This is a genomic window from Acidovorax sp. GW821-FHT10E03 (genome assembly GCF_059415205.1).
Map to the genome: position 1 here is coordinate 371,533 of NZ_JBWKMU010000005.1, position 18,069 is coordinate 389,601.

General features: G+C 66.4%; 18 protein-coding genes. 11 read left to right on the top strand and 7 right to left on the bottom strand.

The genetic code is table 11. The features are described 5' to 3' along the window. The first annotated feature begins 237 nt into the window (after positions 1-237). The 4 genes from AC07OD_RS11475 (at position 238) to AC07OD_RS11490 (ending at position 5,104) form a co-directional block, all read left to right on the top strand. Positions 238-1,176 carry a DMT family transporter gene (locus AC07OD_RS11475; protein ID WP_494596706.1) on the top strand — a complete coding sequence of 313 codons (939 nt, stop codon included), beginning with the start codon at positions 238-240 and terminating at the stop codon, positions 1,174-1,176. Positions 1,177-1,197: 21 nt separating this feature from the next. Next, complete coding sequence (locus AC07OD_RS11480; protein ID WP_494596708.1) at positions 1,198-2,310, top strand: aldose epimerase family protein; 1,113 nt, start codon at positions 1,198-1,200, stop codon at positions 2,308-2,310. A gap of 76 nt (positions 2,311-2,386) precedes the next feature. Then, entirely contained in the window at positions 2,387-3,376 is a 990-nt protein-coding gene (locus tag AC07OD_RS11485; RefSeq protein ID WP_494596710.1) for a catalase family protein, read from the top strand. 204 nt (positions 3,377-3,580) lie between these two features. Next, a complete protein-coding gene (locus tag AC07OD_RS11490) occupies positions 3,581-5,104 on the top strand; it encodes a DegQ family serine endoprotease (protein ID WP_494596712.1) in 1,524 nt (507 codons plus the stop codon). 51 nt (positions 5,105-5,155) lie between these two features. Here AC07OD_RS11490 and AC07OD_RS11495 read toward each other — a convergent pair whose 3' ends face one another. After that, a complete protein-coding gene (locus AC07OD_RS11495; protein WP_218295999.1) occupies positions 5,156-6,184 on the bottom strand; it encodes an ABC transporter substrate-binding protein in 1,029 nt (342 codons plus the stop codon). A 187-nt stretch (positions 6,185-6,371) separates the two neighbouring features. Between AC07OD_RS11495 and AC07OD_RS11500 the strand changes: the two genes are divergently transcribed. The 3 genes from AC07OD_RS11500 (at position 6,372) to AC07OD_RS11510 (ending at position 9,603) form a co-directional block, all read left to right on the top strand. Continuing rightward, positions 6,372-7,031, top strand: coding sequence for a response regulator transcription factor (locus tag AC07OD_RS11500; RefSeq protein WP_218295998.1), 660 nt, complete (start codon positions 6,372-6,374; stop codon positions 7,029-7,031). Next, positions 7,028-8,413 (top strand): ATP-binding protein, encoded by a 1,386-nt coding sequence (locus AC07OD_RS11505; RefSeq protein WP_494596715.1) that lies wholly within the window; start codon positions 7,028-7,030, stop codon positions 8,411-8,413. Before AC07OD_RS11500 ends, AC07OD_RS11505 begins: the two co-directional genes overlap by 4 nt. 197 nt (positions 8,414-8,610) lie before the next feature. Then, on the top strand, positions 8,611-9,603 hold the full coding sequence (locus tag AC07OD_RS11510; protein ID WP_494596717.1) for a 2-dehydropantoate 2-reductase: 993 nt from the start codon (positions 8,611-8,613) through the stop codon (positions 9,601-9,603). Positions 9,604-9,607: 4 nt separating this feature from the next. Here AC07OD_RS11510 and AC07OD_RS11515 read toward each other — a convergent pair whose 3' ends face one another. Next, positions 9,608-10,093, bottom strand: a complete 486-nt coding sequence (locus AC07OD_RS11515) for an Lrp/AsnC family transcriptional regulator (protein ID WP_218339647.1) — start codon at positions 10,091-10,093, stop codon at positions 9,608-9,610. 88 nt (positions 10,094-10,181) lie between these two features. On the opposite strand from AC07OD_RS11515, the gene AC07OD_RS11520 reads away from it, so the two are divergent. Next, positions 10,182-11,072, top strand: coding sequence for an EamA family transporter (locus tag AC07OD_RS11520; protein WP_218295994.1), 891 nt, complete (start codon positions 10,182-10,184; stop codon positions 11,070-11,072). Positions 11,073-11,402: 330 nt separating this feature from the next. Beyond that, entirely contained in the window at positions 11,403-11,618 is a 216-nt protein-coding gene (locus tag AC07OD_RS11525; RefSeq protein ID WP_218295993.1) for a hypothetical protein, read from the top strand. 52 nt (positions 11,619-11,670) lie between these two features. Here the strand turns inward: AC07OD_RS11525 and AC07OD_RS11530 are convergent, their stop codons facing one another. Beyond that, positions 11,671-12,504, bottom strand: coding sequence for a hypothetical protein (locus tag AC07OD_RS11530; protein WP_494596720.1), 834 nt, complete (start codon positions 12,502-12,504; stop codon positions 11,671-11,673). A gap of 290 nt (positions 12,505-12,794) precedes the next feature. Here AC07OD_RS11530 and AC07OD_RS11535 point away from each other — a divergent pair, with 290 nt between their 5' ends. Then, a complete protein-coding gene (locus AC07OD_RS11535; RefSeq protein ID WP_218295992.1) occupies positions 12,795-12,995 on the top strand; it encodes a hypothetical protein in 201 nt (66 codons plus the stop codon). A gap of 254 nt (positions 12,996-13,249) precedes the next feature. On the opposite strand, the gene AC07OD_RS11540 is transcribed toward AC07OD_RS11535, so the two are convergent. Both AC07OD_RS11540 and AC07OD_RS11545 read right to left on the bottom strand, forming a co-directional pair. Further along, the gene (locus AC07OD_RS11540) at positions 13,250-13,702 is read right to left on the bottom strand and encodes a GFA family protein (RefSeq protein WP_492244531.1); all 453 of its coding nucleotides are present in this window, start codon (positions 13,700-13,702) and stop codon (positions 13,250-13,252) included. A gap of 120 nt (positions 13,703-13,822) precedes the next feature. After that, positions 13,823-14,158 carry a hypothetical protein gene (locus AC07OD_RS11545; RefSeq protein WP_494596722.1) on the bottom strand — a complete coding sequence of 112 codons (336 nt, stop codon included), beginning with the start codon at positions 14,156-14,158 and terminating at the stop codon, positions 13,823-13,825. 376 nt (positions 14,159-14,534) lie between these two features. Here AC07OD_RS11545 and AC07OD_RS11550 point away from each other — a divergent pair, with 376 nt between their 5' ends. Then, the gene (locus tag AC07OD_RS11550; protein WP_494596737.1) at positions 14,535-15,710 is read left to right on the top strand and encodes a tyrosine-type recombinase/integrase; all 1,176 of its coding nucleotides are present in this window, start codon (positions 14,535-14,537) and stop codon (positions 15,708-15,710) included. A 120-nt stretch (positions 15,711-15,830) separates the two neighbouring features. Here AC07OD_RS11550 and AC07OD_RS11555 read toward each other — a convergent pair whose 3' ends face one another. After that, positions 15,831-16,193: a DUF6984 family protein gene (locus tag AC07OD_RS11555; protein ID WP_369641055.1), complete on the bottom strand. Its 363-nt coding sequence runs from the start codon at positions 16,191-16,193 to the stop codon at positions 15,831-15,833. Positions 16,194-16,272: 79 nt separating this feature from the next. Beyond that, positions 16,273-17,706 carry a hypothetical protein gene (locus AC07OD_RS11560; RefSeq protein WP_494596725.1) on the bottom strand — a complete coding sequence of 478 codons (1,434 nt, stop codon included), beginning with the start codon at positions 17,704-17,706 and terminating at the stop codon, positions 16,273-16,275. Between the last annotated feature and the right edge of the window lie 363 nt (positions 17,707-18,069).

Below are 18,069 nucleotides of genomic sequence, written 5' to 3' on the forward strand. Positions count from 1 at the left end.
CGCCTTCCCCCTCTCTCGCATTGCTGCGCAATGCGGGAGGGGGACGCTCCCAGCGCGGCGGGGCGGCCCTTGCACGGGAGCTCTGGCTTGGCTCGCGCCCGTTGCATGCGGCGGGGTGACACATAGGTAAATAAATCATTGAAATGTCGTTCTTGCAGCCTGCGTCCCTGAGCGCTTGAACACCCCTCAACAGCCCGTCTTAGCGCGGGCTGTTTCACTAGAGAGACACGATTTCACATGGGTCACACCCGATTTTCCGACCGCAAGGTCGTCGTGGCGCTGGCGCTGCTGTGCTGCCTGCTCTGGGGTAGCTCGTACCCTGCCATCAAGACCGGCTACGCCTGGTTTGGCATTGCCAGGAGCGACATTCCCTCGCAGCTGGTATTCGCCGGTTGGCGCTTCCTGGGGGCGGGGCTGATCCTGCTGGCCTGGGCCGTGGCCATGCGCAAGGCCGTCTGGAGCCTGGGCTTTGCAGCAGGGCGACAGCTGGTGGTGCTGGGCCTGGCGCAGACCACGCTGCAGTACGTGTTCTTCTACGTGGGGCTGGCGCACACCACCGGGGTCAAGGGTTCGATCATGAATGCCACGGGCACGTTCTTCAGCGTGCTGCTGGCGCACTGGGTCTATCACAACGACCGCCTGAGCCACGCCAAGCTCTGGGGCTGTGTGGTGGGATTCGCGGGCGTCATGGTGGTCAACCTGGGGCGCGGTACGCTGGACATGGACTTCACGCTGCTGGGCGAAGGCTTCGTGGTGATCGCGGCCTTGGTGCTGGCTGCCGCCAGCATCTACGGCAAGCAGGTCTCGCAGCGCATGGACTCTGTGGTGATGACAGGCTGGCAACTGGGACTGGGTGGCGCCGCGCTGCTGGCCCTCGGCTGGGGCCTGGGGGGCTCGCTCTCGGGCTTCACCTGGGGCTCGGCCGCGCTGCTGGTGTACCTGGCGCTGTTGTCGTCGGCCGCGTTCTCGCTGTGGAGCATCCTGCTCAAACACAACCGCGTGAGCCAGGTCACGGTGTTCAACTTCACGGTGCCGGTGTTCGGCGCGGCGCTGTCGGCACTGTTTTTGGGCGAGGCGCTGTGGGAGTGGAAGAACCTGCTGGCCCTGGTGCTGGTGTGCGCGGGCATCTGGCTGGTGACGCGCGATGCGCCAGCCGCGCCACCCGCCGCCAAATAGAGGCCCCCTAAACTTGCGGCCATGGCTTACTCCCTTTCCCGCGAAGCGTTTCAACAAGAGCTCCACGGCCAGCGCACCGACCTGTTCACCCTGCGTGGCGCGGGCGGGCTGCAGGTGGCCGTGAGCAACTACGGCGCCCGCCTGGTGCAGGTGGCGGTGCCCGACGGGCAGGGTGGCCTGGCCGATGTGGCGCTGGGCTACGACAGCCTGCAGGGCTACCTGGACGGCCAGCTGTCCATGGGCGCACTCATCGGCCGCTGGGCGGGGCGGTTGCGTGCGGGCACGCTCACTCTGCCGGAGGGTTCGCCTTTGCAATTGCCCACCAATAGCGGTCCCCACCACCACCATGGCGGTCCCCGGGGCAGCCGCTTCCAGGTGTTTGCGGTGGAGGAGGTGCAGGCCGATGCACTCACCCTGGGCCACACCTTTCGCACCGAAGACGACGGTGTGCCGGGCACGGTGCGCCTGCAGCTTCGCTTGCAGGTCACGGCCGACAACGCGCTGCACATGGCCTGGACGGCCGAGGCGCTGTACGCACCCACCGTGCTGAACCTCACCGGGCATGCGTTCTTCAACCTGGCGGGCCGTGGCAGCACCCACGGCCACACCCTGCAGGTGCCCGCCAGCCGCTATGTGCCGCTGGCCGCCGACGTGTGCCCCACGGGTGCGCGGGCTGGCGTGTTGGGCACGCCATTCGACTTTCGCGAGGCCCGCCATGTGGGCGATGCTGTGGCGGAGCCCAGCGAACAACTGGCCCAGGCCGGCGGGCTGGACCACTACCTGGTGCTGGACGAGCCGGATGCATCCCGTGCGCCGCCCGTGTCATCCATCACCCCGTCAGGCCTTCGGCTGGCCGCGCTGCTGAGCGAGCCCGTCAGCCGCCGTGCGATGGAGGTCTGGAGCACAGCGCCCGGCGTGCAAGTCTATGCGGGCCATGGCCTGAAGGCGGACCCGGCGCGGGACCGAGGCCGTGGCGCGCAGCAGGGCAACTGGCTCTGGCAGCCGGGTGACGGTATCTGCCTGGAACCCATGGAGTACCCCGATGCGCCCAACCACGCCGCCTTTCCCATGCGCTGGTTGGCGCCCGGGGAGGTGGTGCGGGGCGCGATCGTGTACCGGTTTCGCGGCCTCTGAGCGCGGTGGCCGGCGAGGGCCCCGATTTTCGGCAGGTCGCGCTACCATGCCACCTGGCTTTCAACCGAGGTCGCTCATGGATACAACCGTTGCACCCAGCACTGACTGGAAGGAAGTGGTGGCGCCCGACGAAGCCCGGCGCTTTGCCGGGTATGCCCGCCAGTTCGCCGAACTACAGGCGCGCAAGTCGCACAAGTACGGCAATGGCCGTGGCCTGCACCGCAAGCAGCTCACCGCCGCGCGGGGCCAGCTGCAGGTGCTGGGCGATCTGCCTGCGTTTGCGTCCCACGGGCTGTTTGCCCAGCCCGCACAGTACGACGTGCGGGTGCGGCTGAGCAATGGCGGCATGGACAAGGCCTCCGACCGCAAGCCCGACATCCGGGGCTTTTCGTTCAGCGTGCTGGGGGTGAAGGGCGATTCCGCCCTGGGCAACGGGCCCGCCAAAAGCCAGGACTTCACGCTCATCAACCAGGAGAAGTTCGCCTTTCCCCGAAGCGGCGAGTTCGTGGACTTTGTGGTGGCTGCCTCGCATGGCGGCGGCGCGCTGATCAAGTTCCTGGTGCAGCGCCACGGGCTGCTGGGGGCCGCCAGGCAGATCGCCAAGACGGCCAAGACTTTCGGCCGGCCCTTCGGCGGCTTTGCCGCCCATGCCGTGCACAGTGCCGCGCCCATCGCGTGTGGGCCCTATGCGGTGCGCGTGCGTCTGGTGCCCCATGTCGCCAATGGCGCGCCGGTCACCCAGGTGCAGGACGATTGGAACGCCGAGTTTTCGGCCCGCCTGCGCCAGCAGGACCTGGTGTGGGACCTGCAACTGCAGCCCTTCGTGGACGAGGCCACCACCCCCATCGAAGATGCCAGCGTGGACTGGCCCACACCCTACACCACCGTGGCCCGGCTGACCCTGCCCCGGCAGGATCCTGCGGCCGACCCCGCGCTGGCCGCCGAGGTGGAGGCCGCCGTTTTCGACCCCTGGCAGGCACTGGCGGCGCACCGGCCGCTGGGCGACGTGATGCGCGCCCGCAAGGTGGTGTACTTCGAGAGCCAGAAGGGGCGCGGGGCGGTGTAGCCTGGGTCGCCCCGAAGCGGCTCGCAAAGCCCGCCGAAGCGGTTCTGGCCGGGCGCCGTGTCGCAGGCAGCACGAGGATGAGCACCACAACAGGCGGCAACGTTCGACGCGCCGAGCCTGGCGCGTCCCCGGCTCTAAGTTTCGTCTAAGTGTTGGTGCCCACACTGCCCTCCATCGCAACTCCGATGGGAAAGGCACCACACCATGAACACCACGACGCTGACCTCCACCCCCCGCCGCCTCATCCTGGCCCTGGTGGCCGCAGGCGCGGTGGGTGCCACCGGCGCGGGCCTCATCACGGGGCACCAGGCCCGGGCCCTGACTCCCTCCGCGCCCATCGTGGCCCAGACCCCGGCGGCCCCGGGCGGCGCGCTGCCCAGCTTCGCGCAGATCACCGCGCAGAACGGCCCTGCCGTCGTCAACATCAGCGTGACGGGCAGCACCAAGACGGCGATGGCCAATGACGACGAGGACGATGACGAAGGGCAGCCCACAGCGCGCCAGCGCCGGGGCCCGCAGATCGACCCGAACGATCCGTTCTACGAGTTCTTCCGCCAGTTCGGTTTTCCCGGCGGGGGTGCGCAGGGCCAGCCCAACGTGCCCACGCACGGCCAGGGCTCGGGCTTCATCGTGAGCCCCGACGGCCTGGTGCTGACCAACGCCCATGTGGTCAAGGGCGCGAGCGAGGTCATCGTCAAGCTCACCGACCGGCGCGAGTTCCGGGCCAAGGTGCTGGGCTCCGATCCCAAGACCGACGTGGCCGTGCTCAGGATCGACGCCAAGAACCTGCCCACCGTGCGCCTGGGCAGCACGCGCGACCTGCAGGTGGGCGAATGGGTGCTGGCCATCGGCTCGCCCTTCGGCTTCGAGAACAGCGTGACGGCGGGCGTGGTCAGCGCCAAGGGCCGCTCGCTGCCCGACGACAGCCTGGTGCCCTTCATCCAGACCGATGTGGCCGTGAACCCCGGCAACTCGGGCGGGCCGCTGTTCAATGCGCGCGGCGAGGTGGTGGGCATCAACTCGCAGATCTACAGCCGCTCGGGCGGCTACCAGGGCGTGTCCTTCTCCATCCCCATCGAGCTGGCGGCCAAGATCAAGGACCAGATCGTCGCCACCGGCAAGGTGCGCCACGCGCAGCTCGGTGTGGCCGTGCAGGAGGTGAACCAGGCGTTTGCCGAATCGTTCGCGCTCGACAAGCCCGAGGGCGCCCTGGTCGCCAGCGTCAGCAAGGGCAGCCCGGCCGACAAGGCGGGCCTGCAGGCCGGCGACGTGATCCGCCAGGTGGACGGCCAGCCCATCGTGGCCTCGGGCGACCTGCCCGCCTGGGTGGGGCAGGCGCAGCCGGGCCAGCAGGCCAGGCTCTCGGTGTGGCGCCAGGGCAAGCCGCTGGAGCTGACCGCCACGCTGGGTGATTCCAGCGACAAGGCCAGCAAGCAGGGGCGCAACGACGATGCCGTGGGCAAGGGCCAGCTGGGGCTGTCGCTGCGCCCGCTGGACCCGCAGGAGCGCCGCGAGGTGGGCGTGAGCGAGGGCCTGGTGATCGAGCAGGCGCGGGGCCCCGCCGCGGCGGCCGGTGTGCAGCCGGGCGATGTGCTGCTGGCCATCAACGGCGCGCCGGCCCGGAACATCGAGCAGGTGCGCACGGCCATGGCCAAGGCGGGCAAGTCGGTGGCGCTGCTCATCGAGCGCAACGGCGACAAGATCTTCGTGCCGGTGCGCCTGGGGTAAGCCGTGGGGGAGGCCCGCCGTCGGAAAAGATCCTGCGGCGGGCTGCGCGCATCAGCGCGGCAGCGCCTCCACTTCCTTGGTCCAGCGGTCGATCAGGCGCCTGCGCTCTGCGGCCTTGCCGTATTTCTCGAAGTCGTATTTGATGAGCTTGACGTTGTCCAGCGTCGGGATGCGCGGGTCCATCTTGAAGCTCTTGTTGGCGGGCACCTGGTAGCTGCCGACCTGGGCGCCCACGGCCTGGCCTTCGGGGCTCATCAGCCAGTCGTAGTATTTCTTGGCGTTCTCCATGTTGCGCGCGCCTTTCACCAGCGCGATGCCGCCCACCTCGTAGCTGGTGCCTTCGCAAGGCGCCTGGGTCTTGACCGGGTACTTGTCGGCCTTCCACTTCTCGAAGTTGAACATGAAGGTGATGCCCACGCCCACCTCGCCCTTGGCCACGTTGGGTGCCTGCGCCTGGCCGCTGCGGGTGTAGGTGGTGGTGTTCTTGTGCAGCGCCTTGAGGTAGTCGAAGGCCTTCTCCTCGCCCATGAGCTGCACCAGCCCCGCGATCACCGTGTAGGCCGTGCCGCTGGAAGCAGGGTGCGAGATTTCCACTTCGCCCTTGTACTGGGGCTTGATCACATCGGCCCAGCACTGCGGCTCGGGCAGCTTTTTCTTCTTGAGCGTCTCGGTGTTGTAGCCAAAGCCGATGGCCGAGCTGTAGAAGCCCCCCACCTGGTGGCCCGACATCGCGTACTGGCGCACGCTCCAGCCGTGCAGGTCATGCAGGTAGGCCGGGCGGTATTCGGCCAGCAGGCCCTGCTCGGCCGCTTGCAGGAAAGGGTCGCCCGTGCCGCCCCACCAGATGTCGGTCTTGGGGTTGTTGGCCTCGGCGCGCAATTGGGCCGCGATCTCGCCCGTGCCTTTGTGGGCCTGGTTGACCTTGATGCCGGTCTTCCTGGTGAACTCCTTGGCGGCGGCTTCGCACCAGGGGGCGTCGGTGCTGCACAGCGCGTTGACCGCGCCCTGTGCCTGGGCGCCTGCCGACAGCGCGGCCAGCACGGCCGCGGCGGAAATGAACCGAATCTTGTGGAATGCCATCGATCTTGCTCCTTGTTCTCTGTTGGTATGGATCGAACTGAGGGTCGGGCAGTGGGCCCGACGCACGATGATTGTGACAGTGATGTGACAGAAAAACGGCGAACGGGATGCTCCGCATGGCGGTGGGCCGTGGCGCCACCGCTATCCTTTGAGGGGCGATTCCCCTCGATCCATTGAACCCATTGCCATGCGCCTCCTGCTTGTTGAAGACGACCCCATGATCGGCGAAGCCGTGCAGGACCTGCTGCGCGCCGAGCACTACGCCGTGGACTGGGCGCGCGACGGCGATGCGGCCGACACCGCCTTGCGCACCCAGCCCTACGACCTTGTGCTGCTGGACCTGGGCCTGCCCAAGCGCGACGGCCTGGCCGTGCTGCGCGACCTGCGGGCCCGCAAGAACCGCACCCCCGTGCTGGTGGCCACCGCGCGCGACGCCGTGGCCCAGCGCATCGAAGGGCTCGACGCCGGGGCCGACGACTACGTGCTCAAGCCCTATGACCTGGACGAGCTGCTCGCCCGCATCCGCGCGCTGCTGCGCCGCGCCGCCGGGCGGGCCGAGCCGGTGTACGAGCACAAGGGCGTGTGCATCAACCCCGCCACGCGCGAGGCCACGGTGCAGGGTGTTCCCGTCGTGCTCTCGGCGCGCGAATGGGCGGTACTGGAGCCGCTCATCGCCCGGCCCGGCATGGTGCTGTCGCGCCAGCAGCTCGAAGACAAGCTCTACGGCTGGGGCGACGAGGTGAGCAGCAACGCGGTGGAGGTCTACATCCACGGCCTGCGCAAGAAGCTCGGCGCGGAGGTGCTGCTCAACGTGCGCGGCGTCGGCTATCTCGTACCCAAGGCATGACCCGCAAGCTCACCCAGGCCCTCCAGGGGCTGCTTCCCCGATCCCTGCGCATGCGGCTGCTGGTGTTTCTGCTCGCGGCCATCGTGCTGGCCGGGGCGGTGCAGGGCGCGCTGGCCTACCGGGGGGCGCTGGCCGAGGCCGATGCGCTGTTCGATTACCACATGCAGCAGACCGCGCTGGCCCTGCGTTCGGGCCTGCCGGTGGATGCGCAGGGCCTGGGGCCGGGCCTGGACCCCGAGGACGAGAACCACGAATTCATCGTGCAGGTGTGGACCAACGAGGGCCTGCGCATCTTTGAATCGGCCGTGGGCGCGGCCCTGCCGCAGATCGCCGTGCTGGGCTTCACCGACGTGCAGGCGCGCGGCGGCACCTACCGGGTGTTTTCGATGCAGACGCGCTCGCAGGTCATCCAGGTGGCGCAGAACATGGCCGCGCGGCGCGACATGGCCCGCAGCCTGGCGCTGCGCACGCTGGCGCCGCTGGCCATCATGGCGCCGCTGCTGGTGCTGGCCGTGTGGTGGGGCGTGAGCCGCTCGCTGGCCCCGGTGGAGCGTGTGCGCCGGCAGCTGGCCCAGCGGCAGGCCGACGACCTCTCGCCGGTGAGCGACGCGCAGCTGCCCGACGAAGTGCAGCCGCTGGTGAGCGAACTCAACCTGCTGTTCGAACGCGTGCAGCGCGCCTTCACCGCCCAGCAGCACTTTGTGGCCGATGCGGCGCACGAGCTGCGCTCACCCCTGGCCGCGCTGCGCCTGCAGCTGCAGGGCCTGCAGCGCGCGGGCGACGATGTGGCGCGTGCCGCCGCCATCGAACGCCTGTCCGCCGGCATCGACCGTGCGACGCGCCTGGTGGAGCAACTGCTCACCCTCGCCCGGCAAGAGGCCGGAACGGCCGCCACCGACCCCGTGGACCTGCGCGCCGTGGCCCAGCTGGCCCTGGCCGACGTGGCCCCCGCCGCCCAGGTGCGCGGCATGGATGTGGGCCTGCTCGATTCCGACGCCGCCACCGTGCCCGGCAACGCCGAGGCCCTGCGCATGCTGGCGCGCAATCTGCTCGACAACGCCATCAAATACACCCCGCCCGGCGGCCGGGTGGACCTGCAGGTGCGCGCCGACAACGGCCATGCCGTGCTCACGGTGGAAGACAGCGGCCCGGGCATCGCCCCCGAACACCGCGAGCGCGTGATGCAGCGTTTTGTGCGCGAAACCGCCGATGGCGCTCCCGGCAGCGGCCTGGGCCTGGCCATCGTGCAGGCCATCGCGCAAGGCCATGGCGCCACCGTGCAACTGGGGGCCTCGCCGCGCCTGGGCGGCTTGCTGGTGACCGTGCGGTTTGGTGCAGGTCTGCTGGCGGCAAACCCCCTGGACGCAGGCGCCATGGGTTGATGGTGCTTCAAATTTAATAGCTTTTGGCGCTTGATGGATAAGCGCTGAGGGCCAAAAACACTCAAAATCTGAAGGCTGGAGGTGTCCGCAGACACCGTCGCCTCTGCGCCAGGCCCCGTGGGCGCGCCGCCGCACAATGCGCAGGCGCCGCACCCACTGTGGCGCCCTCGTCTCCCATTGCCCAAGGAAGCACCCGCATGCACTTCATCGTTCTCGGCGCAGGCGCCATTGGCTGTTATGTGGGGGGGCGCCTGGCAGCGCACGGCCAGCCGGTCTGCCTGGTGGGGCGCCCGCATGCGCTGGAGCCCATCGCCCAGCAGGGCTTGAAGGTGACGGACCTGGACGGGTTCGACCGCACCGTGCCCGTGTCTGCGCTGCGGCTGGCCTCCACGCTGGCCGACGCCGCCCCCGGTGCCGACAGCATCATCCTGCTGTGCGTCAAGAGCGGCGCCACCGAGTCCGCCGCGCGCGAACTGGCGGCGGCCTGCGCGGCCGGCACCCCCGTCATCTCGCTGCAGAACGGCGTGGACAACGTGGCCCGCGTGGCGGCGCTGGCCCCCGGCCTGAACGTGCTGGCGGGCATGGTGCCGTACAACGTGGTGCTGCGTGGCGCCCAGGTGCACCGCGCCACCGCGGGGCATCTGCAGCTGCAGCGCGACGCCGCCACCGAGCGCATCGCGCCGGTGTTCGATGCGGCGGGCCTGGCCACCGTGCTGCCCGCCGACATCCGCGCGGTGCAGTGGGGCAAGCTGCTGCTCAACCTGAACAACCCGGTCAATGCGCTGTCGGACCTGCCCTTGCGGCAGGAACTGCTCGACCGCGACTGCCGCCGCGTCTTCGCCGCCCTGCAGACCGAGGCGCTGCGCGTGATGGCGCGCGCGGGCATCACCCCCGCCCAGGTCACCGCCGTGTCGCCCACGCTGCTGCCCCATGTGCTGCGCCTGCCCAACTGGCTGTTCACCCGGCTGGCCAAACGCATGCTGCAGATCGACGCCAAGGCGCGCTCGTCGATGTGGGACGACCTGGAAGCCGGGCGCGTGACCGAGATCGATGCGCTCAGCGGCGCGGTGGTGCGGCTGGCGGCGCAGCATGGGGCACAGGCACCGCTCAACGCGCGCATGTGCGAACTGCTCGGCGGCCCGCGCCAGCGGCTGAGCGGCAAGCAGATGCGGCGGGCGCTGGGGCTGTGACCAGTCAGGCCAGCGCCTTGTCCAGCGGCACCCGCAGCCCCGACTTGAGGCTGCCCAGCGCCACCGAGGTGCGAAAGCGCCGCACATTGTCATCCCCCTCGAACAGCCGCTGCGTCAGGGCCTCGTAGTCCGCCATCGACGCCACGGTGACCACCAGCAGGTAGTCGGCCTCCCCCGTCACGCTGTAGCACTGCTGCACCGCGCCCTCGGCCGCGATGCGCGCGCGCAGCGGGGCGGTGCGGTCGGGGCGCTCGTTCTCCAGGTGCACCTCCAGCACGATGGTCAGCGGCATGCCCACTTTCACCGGGTCGAGCACGGCCACGTTGGCGCGGATGACGCCGCTGTCGTGCAGCCGCCGGATGCGCCGCTGCACGGCGGGCGCCGACAGGTTCACCGCCTGCGCAATCACCCGCTGGGGCGTGGTGTTGTCGGTCTGCAGGATGTCCAGGATCGCGAGGTCGAAGCGGTCGAGCGGGGGCGGGGTGGGCATGGAATCCTCTCAAGCAGCGAGCGAAAGTTGCGTGCACGGCCCGAAATAAGAGAAAAAAGCACGCACGGGTCGAACTATATTTTTACCCATGACCGCGTCGCGCTTTCAACGATTCTTTCCCTTCCTGGCTGTTCTGGGCTCCGTCACCGCCCTGGGCATTGGCACGTCCTGGGCCAAGCAGCTGCTGTTTCCCGCCGTGGGCGCGCAGGGCACGACCGCCTTGCGCGTGGGTTTTTCCGCCGTGCTGGTGCTGCTGCTGTGGCGGCCGTGGCGCTGGCGGCTGTCGCGCGCGGATGCCGCAGCCCTTGCCTGCTATGGCGCGGCGCTCGGGGGGATGAACCTGATGTTCTACATGTCGCTGCGCACGCTGCCGTTTGGCCTGGCCGTGGCCATCGAGTTCTCGGGGCCCCTGGCGGTGGCCATCTGGTCGTCGCGCCGCGCGGTGGATTTCGTGTGGGTGGCCCTGGCGATGGCCGGGCTGGGCATGCTGCTGCCGCTGGGGCTCAACGGCAGCACGCTGGACCCGGTGGGGGTGCTGTATGCCCTGGGCGCGGCCGTGTTCTGGGCGCTGTACATCGTGTTCGGCAAGCGCGCCGGGCACCTGCACGCGGGGCATTCGGTATCGCTGGGTCTTCTGGTGGCGGCGCTGGTGGTGGTGCCGGTGGGCGTGGCGCATGCGGGCGCTGCGCTGCTGTCGCCGGCCTTGCTGCTCATCGGGGTGGCGGTGGCGGCGGTCTCCAGCGCCATTCCGATCTCGCTGGAGATGATGGCGCTCAAGCGCCTGCCCAAGGAGGCTTTCGGCATCATGATCAGCATGGAGCCCGCCGTGGCCGCCGTGCTGGCCGTGGGCCTGCTGGACGAGCACCTGAGCCTGCTGCAATGGCTGGCCATCGGCTGCATCGTGGCGGCGTCGATGGGAAGCGCGTTCACGGCGGGGCGGTCCGCCGCACCGGGGCACGCCGCGCCGCATCCGGCCTGACACGGCGGGCGATGCCCGCCGCGACGGTTCCGTCGCGGACAGGCTCCAGTCTGGCGGGCGCGGCCCCTCTCTCCGATCCCTTGCCCACCCGATGGCGGCCCGGCGCGGGCGATGCATGGGTTGTGCTACCGCGATTCCCACACCCGAACCTCGCGGCGGCCTACGTCATCGCGCCGCCGCCTTTTCTACCGTGGAAGCCATGGAGGGATGGCACGCTGGCATCCCCGATGCCCGCCCGGGCGCGGCCCCGCGCCGGGGGCAGGAGCGCTGGCCGTCCCCTGGACGCTGCACCGATCGATATACCCACCACAGTCCCTACAGGAGTCGCCCATGCGCATTCCCCCGCTGCCCCAATCCGAAGTCGACGAGGCTGAACGCAAGGTCAGCGCCATCCTGGAAGACCTCGAAGAAACCACCGATTCCGATGTCAAGGACATCGACCTGGAAGACGTCGTGGAAACCGATACCGCCAGCGGCAAACCCGCCGTGCACCAGACCGTGGACATCACCGTCCAGCCGCGTGCCCGGCGCAAGTGGCTCAAATGACGACCACGCCCCAGGAGATGGGAGGCCTGCGGTGGGCCTGCCTGCCCGCCGGTCACCCGGTGGCCGAACCCCGGCCTTCGCGCCACTGCAGCACACGCGCCACCAGTTCGGCATAGCCGGGCTCGGCGTGCGCCAGCAAGGGCAAGCCCGTCTCTCGCACCGCGTGCCCGACTGCCGGGGCCCACTGCGGGGTTCCAGGTTCTGCCTGGCTGCGGGCCATCTTTGCCAGCACCAGTTCCTGGCCCCAGAAGTACACCTGCTGCGCGTGCACGTTCGATTGCATGCGCTGCACATCCGCCAGGGCCTGGGGTTCGGCCAGCCCGAGCCAGATGTCGGCATACAGAAAATCGACGGGCGCGCCCTGGGGTTGCCATTGCAGCGCATCGGACTGAACCAGTGCCACCTTGCGCGCGGCGGCATCGGGCAGACCCTCCAGCACACGGCACAGGCCAAACAGCTGCAGCACGTCCTGGTCCCGCTCGACCACCGTCACGCGGTCCACCGCCGGCTGCAGCGCCATGTTGGCCGCAACCCAGCCCATGCCCAGCCCCATCACGACGACGTGGCCGCGGACATGGCGCAAGGGCAGCTCCTGGCTTTCGATTTCCATGGGCGAGAGCGACATCCAGGTGTCCCACCCGCCCTCGCCGTTCTCGCGCATCAGCACGGCTGAACCCGAGGCGACACACGGGCCGCTGTGGTAGCCGCAGTCCAGCCCGACGCCACCACGCCTGATCCGCCAGGGACCCACGGCACCATCAGGGTAGTGCGGCGTGTGCCAGGGCGATGTGAAGACGGGCAACCCGAGCGCTTGCGCCAGCACGCTGGCGGAAGGCTCTGAAAAGGAAGCGGCGGGCAGAGGAGGGGATGGTGGTGGTGTGGACACGCGGCTATCTTAGAGGACGCCTTCGTGGCCGGAAGCAGGGCGCGGTGGTCCAAGATCGGCCCCCGCCCGGACGTCTTTCACGCCTGGGGCCGTGCGTTGGTTGCGAATGTCCGGGTTCAGATGCGCGCGATGGGCTGGGTCGAGCACGACATCCGGCCTGGCGCGTGGTGCTTTGAACTACGGCTCTCCCATCGGAGTGCATCCTCTGGCGGGCTTGGTTTGTGGCCCGCCTCCTACGGCAGCAGGCCACGGTACGGCGCCCAATGGGCTTTCTGCCCAAGGAGCGCACCATGGCCACAGACCCCAACGAACACCCCGCCCACCGAGTCCCCGAGGAATTTCCTCTGCCCCCGGGCGATCTGCCGCCCAGCACCGAACCGCCGACCCTGCCACCACCACCGCAGCTGCCCGATGGCTCCGGTCCAGATCCTTACCAGGGCGAAGTTGAGAACGAGGACGATGACCCGGTCGGCAAGCCGCCGAGGATGTGAGCCGATAGCCGCCCCGGCGCTCCGCCTGAGCGAGGGGGCCGGCTCCACCAAGCCTGCGCAGCCCTGACGGCGCTTGTATCTCGGCAACCAGGGCACATGCCTCTCCTCGGGCGACTGTGACGCTGGGTGTGGGTGACGCCATGCGTACGGTGAGGCCTAAAGCAATCTTGCACCGTAGACCGCGGCAGGAGCGGTCCCGCTCTCGAAGAATGGCGGGCTGTCAGCTGCCAGGCGGCTGATGCAGGGGCAGGCCTTCAGCTGTGGTGATCGGAGTTGGCGCGGTAAGTGATCCAGCCCGCGGTGGTCGGCACGCCGCCCGGACGATCTTTGGGATGGCTGCGACCTTCCAGCACAGGCACCTCGTCAAAGTCGAACGGGCTGAGCCCATCGATGCAGGCGACGTTCACACCATACTGCGTGGGCACGGAACGCCGGGAGTGAAAGGTGTATATCCCGCACACGGAGCAGAAATAGTGCTTGGCCTGTCCGGTGTTGAATTGATAGAGCGTCAGTTTGTCCTCACCCGCATGCACATGAACGTCATCCAGGTTGACAGAGACTGCTACCGCGCCCCGCATGCCGCAGTACGAGCAGTTGCACCGGCGCGCGCTGCGCAATCCATCGGTCAACAGCAAAGTGAACTTCACGGCGCCGCAATGGCAACTGGCGTGAAGCTCTTTGCGGCCGTCGAAATCAGCTGGGGTCAAAATCGCCTCCACTAACGAATCAGCACATGAACAGATGAGCCATCCGGATCGACTGGCGCAACGCCAGGTCCGCTCCTGGCCGGATTCTGCCCGATGACGAACGGTGCGGCGCCCGCGTGCCTAGGTTCGAGCTGGCGGCATCTGGTCGAAAACCGAGAGCGGCATTTCCGTCCCGTCATGAGCGACCACCACGCCTGCCGTGGAATCGTAAATCTCAATCGGACGGCTCCAGAACTCGCTCTTGGGAGGTGGCTCCTTCCGATTCTGGTCCGCAACAGCGCCATAGCATCGGGTGATGTACAAGTCCTCTGCCTGCTGGGCTGTCAGGATGATCTTCTGGGGGTACTTGTTTTCGTGGTCACGCCAGTGGGTGCGGAACGCGTTCGAGAGGCGGCGGAATACATCCAGCATGCCTGGGCGATAAGGGGGGAGGTCAACAATGTTCTGGGCTGCCATGGGTTCGATTTTGCCCATGAAACCCGGAAGAAAAAAAAGCCCGCACTCAGCGGGCTTTAACTTGCTCAAGGCAAGGAGGGGAGGGTTGTCGCAGAGGAGGGCGACGGAGCAATCGTACGGGGGCTGACGGCCTGCTTTTGTCAGACAACGCCGCATGAATCCATGGCGGGCTGGGGGAAGGAGCGCCGTCTCAATGCCCGTAGGCGCGGGGCCGGCCAAGCAGCGAGGGTAGGCGCAAGCGGGGCTGCATCTGTGGGAGGTTACGGGTCGATCTCACTGCCGTACCGTGGTGCTCCCACAATGTCACCGGGAACGGATCGTTGGGCGTAAGCCGTTGATTCACAAGGGGGCTCGTGGTTTCGACGGCTCTCACATTCTGCCCACCAAGTCGCATGAATACTCACTTCTAGGAAGCACACACGCCGAGGGCTTGGGCCTCTATCTCGAAATCACCAAGGCAGGCGGGCGCTACTGGCGCATGAAGTACCGCTTCGCCGGAAAAGAAAAGCGCTTGGCCTTTGGCGTCTATCCCGACATCAGCCTCAAGGTCGCCCGGGAGTCCGCCAGCAAGGCCCGCAAACTGCTCCAAGACAACCAAGACCCCGGGGAGGCCCGCAAGGAGCAAAAGGCCCGGGTTATCCACGAAAACCGCAACACCCTCGAAGTGGTTGCCCGCGACTGGATCGAACACCAGTCGGCCCGATGGGAGCCTGCCACCATGGGCCGCATCCGGGCTTCTCTCGAATCGGATGTGTTCCCGGCCCTCGGGTCACGGCCGATGGCCAGCCTGAAGGCCAGGGAGGTCACGGAAGCAGTCAAGGCGGTGGAGGCGCGTGGTGCCAGCGATCAGGCCGGCCGCGTGCTGCAGCGTGTGAAGGCCATCTACCGCTGGGCCGTCACATACCAGCGCATCGATACGAACCCCATGCTCGATCTCGTGCCCTCCGAGATCCTCAAGCCGCGCACCGTCCAACACCGGGCCGCCCTGGCGGAAAAAGAGCTGCCCGAATTCATGCGCAGACTCGCGACCTATGACGGCGCCCCGAGCATCGTGCTGGGGCTGCGCATGCTCATGCTCACGGCCTGCAGGCCGGGGGAAGTGCGCGGCGCGCGCTGGGTGGAATTCGACCGTAAGGCGGCCCTGTGGACCATCCCCGCAGAGCGCATGAAGATGCGCGAGGAGCATCGCGTCCCCTTGTCGAAACAGGCCCTCGAAGTGCTGGCCAGGATCGAGGCCATCAGCGGTGGCCGCGAGCTGGTGTTCCCGAGCCCGTACTACCCGAGCAAGCCACTGAGCGAGAACACCTTCAACTCAGCGCTTGCCCGCATGGGCTACAAGAGCATCGCCACGGCCCACGGGTTCAGGGCCTTGTTCTCGACCGTGGCCAACGAACACGGATGGAATCCCGATGTCATCGAGAGGCAGCTCGCGCACCGGGAGCAAAACGAAATCCGGGCCGCGTATCACCGGACCACGTACATGGCTGACCGGACAAAGTTGATGCAGTGGTGGGCAAATTACTTGGATGGGAAGCGGTCAACGCGCCCTTGAGGCCGATCCGCTCTTCAGTGGCGCTATTGCGCGATTGGCAAGCTAAAGTAGATGCCGTGGCTGCTGTCGGCCAGGAGCAGTCGGTGGTGGCAGGTGAAAGCGGACGATCAACGTTTGAATTCAGCGGCCGCCGAAGACGGTCCGCTCGAATGATGGGTTGGGCGTCGTTTCAGTGATATCTGAAATCTTGGGCCAGACCAGTAATGGGTTGAAGTCAACTTTCCACACATCCAATTCGTAGAGCTGACCTTTTTCGTCTGTATTCAGTGAGGCAATAACGGTGACCCCATCTTTGTCGACGAATTGGCAATCAGCAATTGTCTGACCGAATCTGCGCTTTTCGTGCGCCGGCCCGAAGGTCATGTTTCCCATTCCACCATCGTCCATTTCTGACACCGTCAGATCTTCAACCTGTTCATTCCGGCCGGCGGCTAGGAGTAGCCAGGAGATCAATGGCTTCTCGGGGTCAGTGATTCTTCTCATTGAGACGCCCAACGTTTGACATGAGAGGCGTCGCAAGGGCGTAGCCCTTGCGATGTCCTCTCGATGGAAGGGCTGGGCGTCACCTCTCGGTGGCCTCAGTTGGGGTCGGTGGCTCCACGGGCGCCTTGGGGAGGGATATCGCGCCGGTTCCGTTCAATATGGCTTGACGGCATGCACTGGCAAACGCCCCGTCGGACCGAGAGGATAGGTACTGCGAAGCATAGAAGAGCTCGGACGTTGCCAGCAGTGCCGTTCCGTTGGACTTCGCTGCAACGATGCACTTGTCAGTGAATGCTTGTTCGGTCCTGCTCTCGGGAGCAGTCAGTCGGTAGGCGTTTCCGAAGAGAACTCCTTTTGCTGGTGCGGTGACTTCCTCCCTCTGTAGATCCTCATGAAGGTTCATCGCAAGTTGGCGAAGCTTGTCAACGTTGATTGCTTTGCTGTCCTTGCCCTCCGCCTCGCCGATCAACCTGCCTTCTGTAGATTCGAATACGACGTCAAACTCTGATGCACCTTCGCGAAAGGGCTTGGCGTCGAATCCCAACAACTTAAGCGCAGCGATTACAACTCTCTCAAGTGCCTTCCCCTTTTCATAGAGTAGTCCGCGTAAAGAACCTGCATCAGATAGTTGGCGAAGGACATCTTCTTTGTTGCGTTGAACTCGTTCAAGCTCCGATTCGACTTCGAGCAGCTTTGATCGAAGGGTCAGCTCCAAGCCTAGTGCGAAACGGGGATCTACCGCCCAACCGGGCTCTGGTGTGGACTCGCCTTCTGCTTGAAGAGCGGCATCAAGACCTACGATGCTGCTTACCAATCTTGCTGCGAACTTCCGCGCGTCGGCCGTCCACTCGGTCCCTTTGTCGTCATCTTTCGATTCTAGGAACCCGTCTTGATAGAAGTCGATGTCGGGCAGGCACACGATTGAACCGCCAGACTTTTGATGCCTCAACAGCGTGCCGACGGTCTTGTCGCCATTGCGAGTCTGCATCGTAGGTGGGCACTCGTTGTTCTGAATTAGAACGCAGTACTCGGAGTACTCCGCGAACTCAGACCAGTACGGGGCAAGCACTTCAACGCCTTTCGAGGCGAGCTTGACCAACGTTCCGTTTGCGTTGACGGGGTTCAGATCAAGCGGTAGGCACTTGTAGTTGTTGAATAGATCAACTATCCGAGTAGTTGACCTGTTGCGGCCGGTTCCAGAGTACTGGCGCTCACCCGTGTCTATGTATACCTCTTCGATGGCTGGGAGAAATAGCACAATCGTCTTGCCAGACTCGAACGCTTGTTTGATCTCCCGCCGCCAATGTTCACTTGCCTCCTTGATCTTGAAGGATGCTTGATCGCCTAGGCTGGGCTTACCTTTGTATTGATCGCGGTAAGAAATCCAGCTCTCGATTGATGGACGAAAAAGAATGATGTCCCAGTCGAGCAGGGAGGTTCTTGAGTCGAAGTCCTCCTCAGAAACCGCGTCAGTTGCGAGGTCGACACCTACCCTGAGGATTTGCTTTGCCATACGCGGTGCGCTCTCTTGTGACGCTCAACCTAATTTTGACCGCAAGACCTGCGGGATAAACTGGACCGTGCGGGATATTCTGGACACTGATTTCTCCTGGAGTCCGCTTGCTGCATAGCTTTGCAAGCGATGAGCTGTTCAAACGTCCAGGCATAAAAATTCCATGAAACCCGGCACGCGTTAAGTCAGCAAACTATAGCTTGCCGTAGGCAGACACCCGGATTTCCAGTAGCTGCTGCAGCAAGTCAATGGCGGCTTCCAGGCGGCACTTCTGAACGGCGGCTTGGGGCCCAAAGCAGACAGGGATGCTCATCTGTTTCTCGCTCAAAGTTGGCGAAGAATCCTCCGAAGCTCAGATAGTGA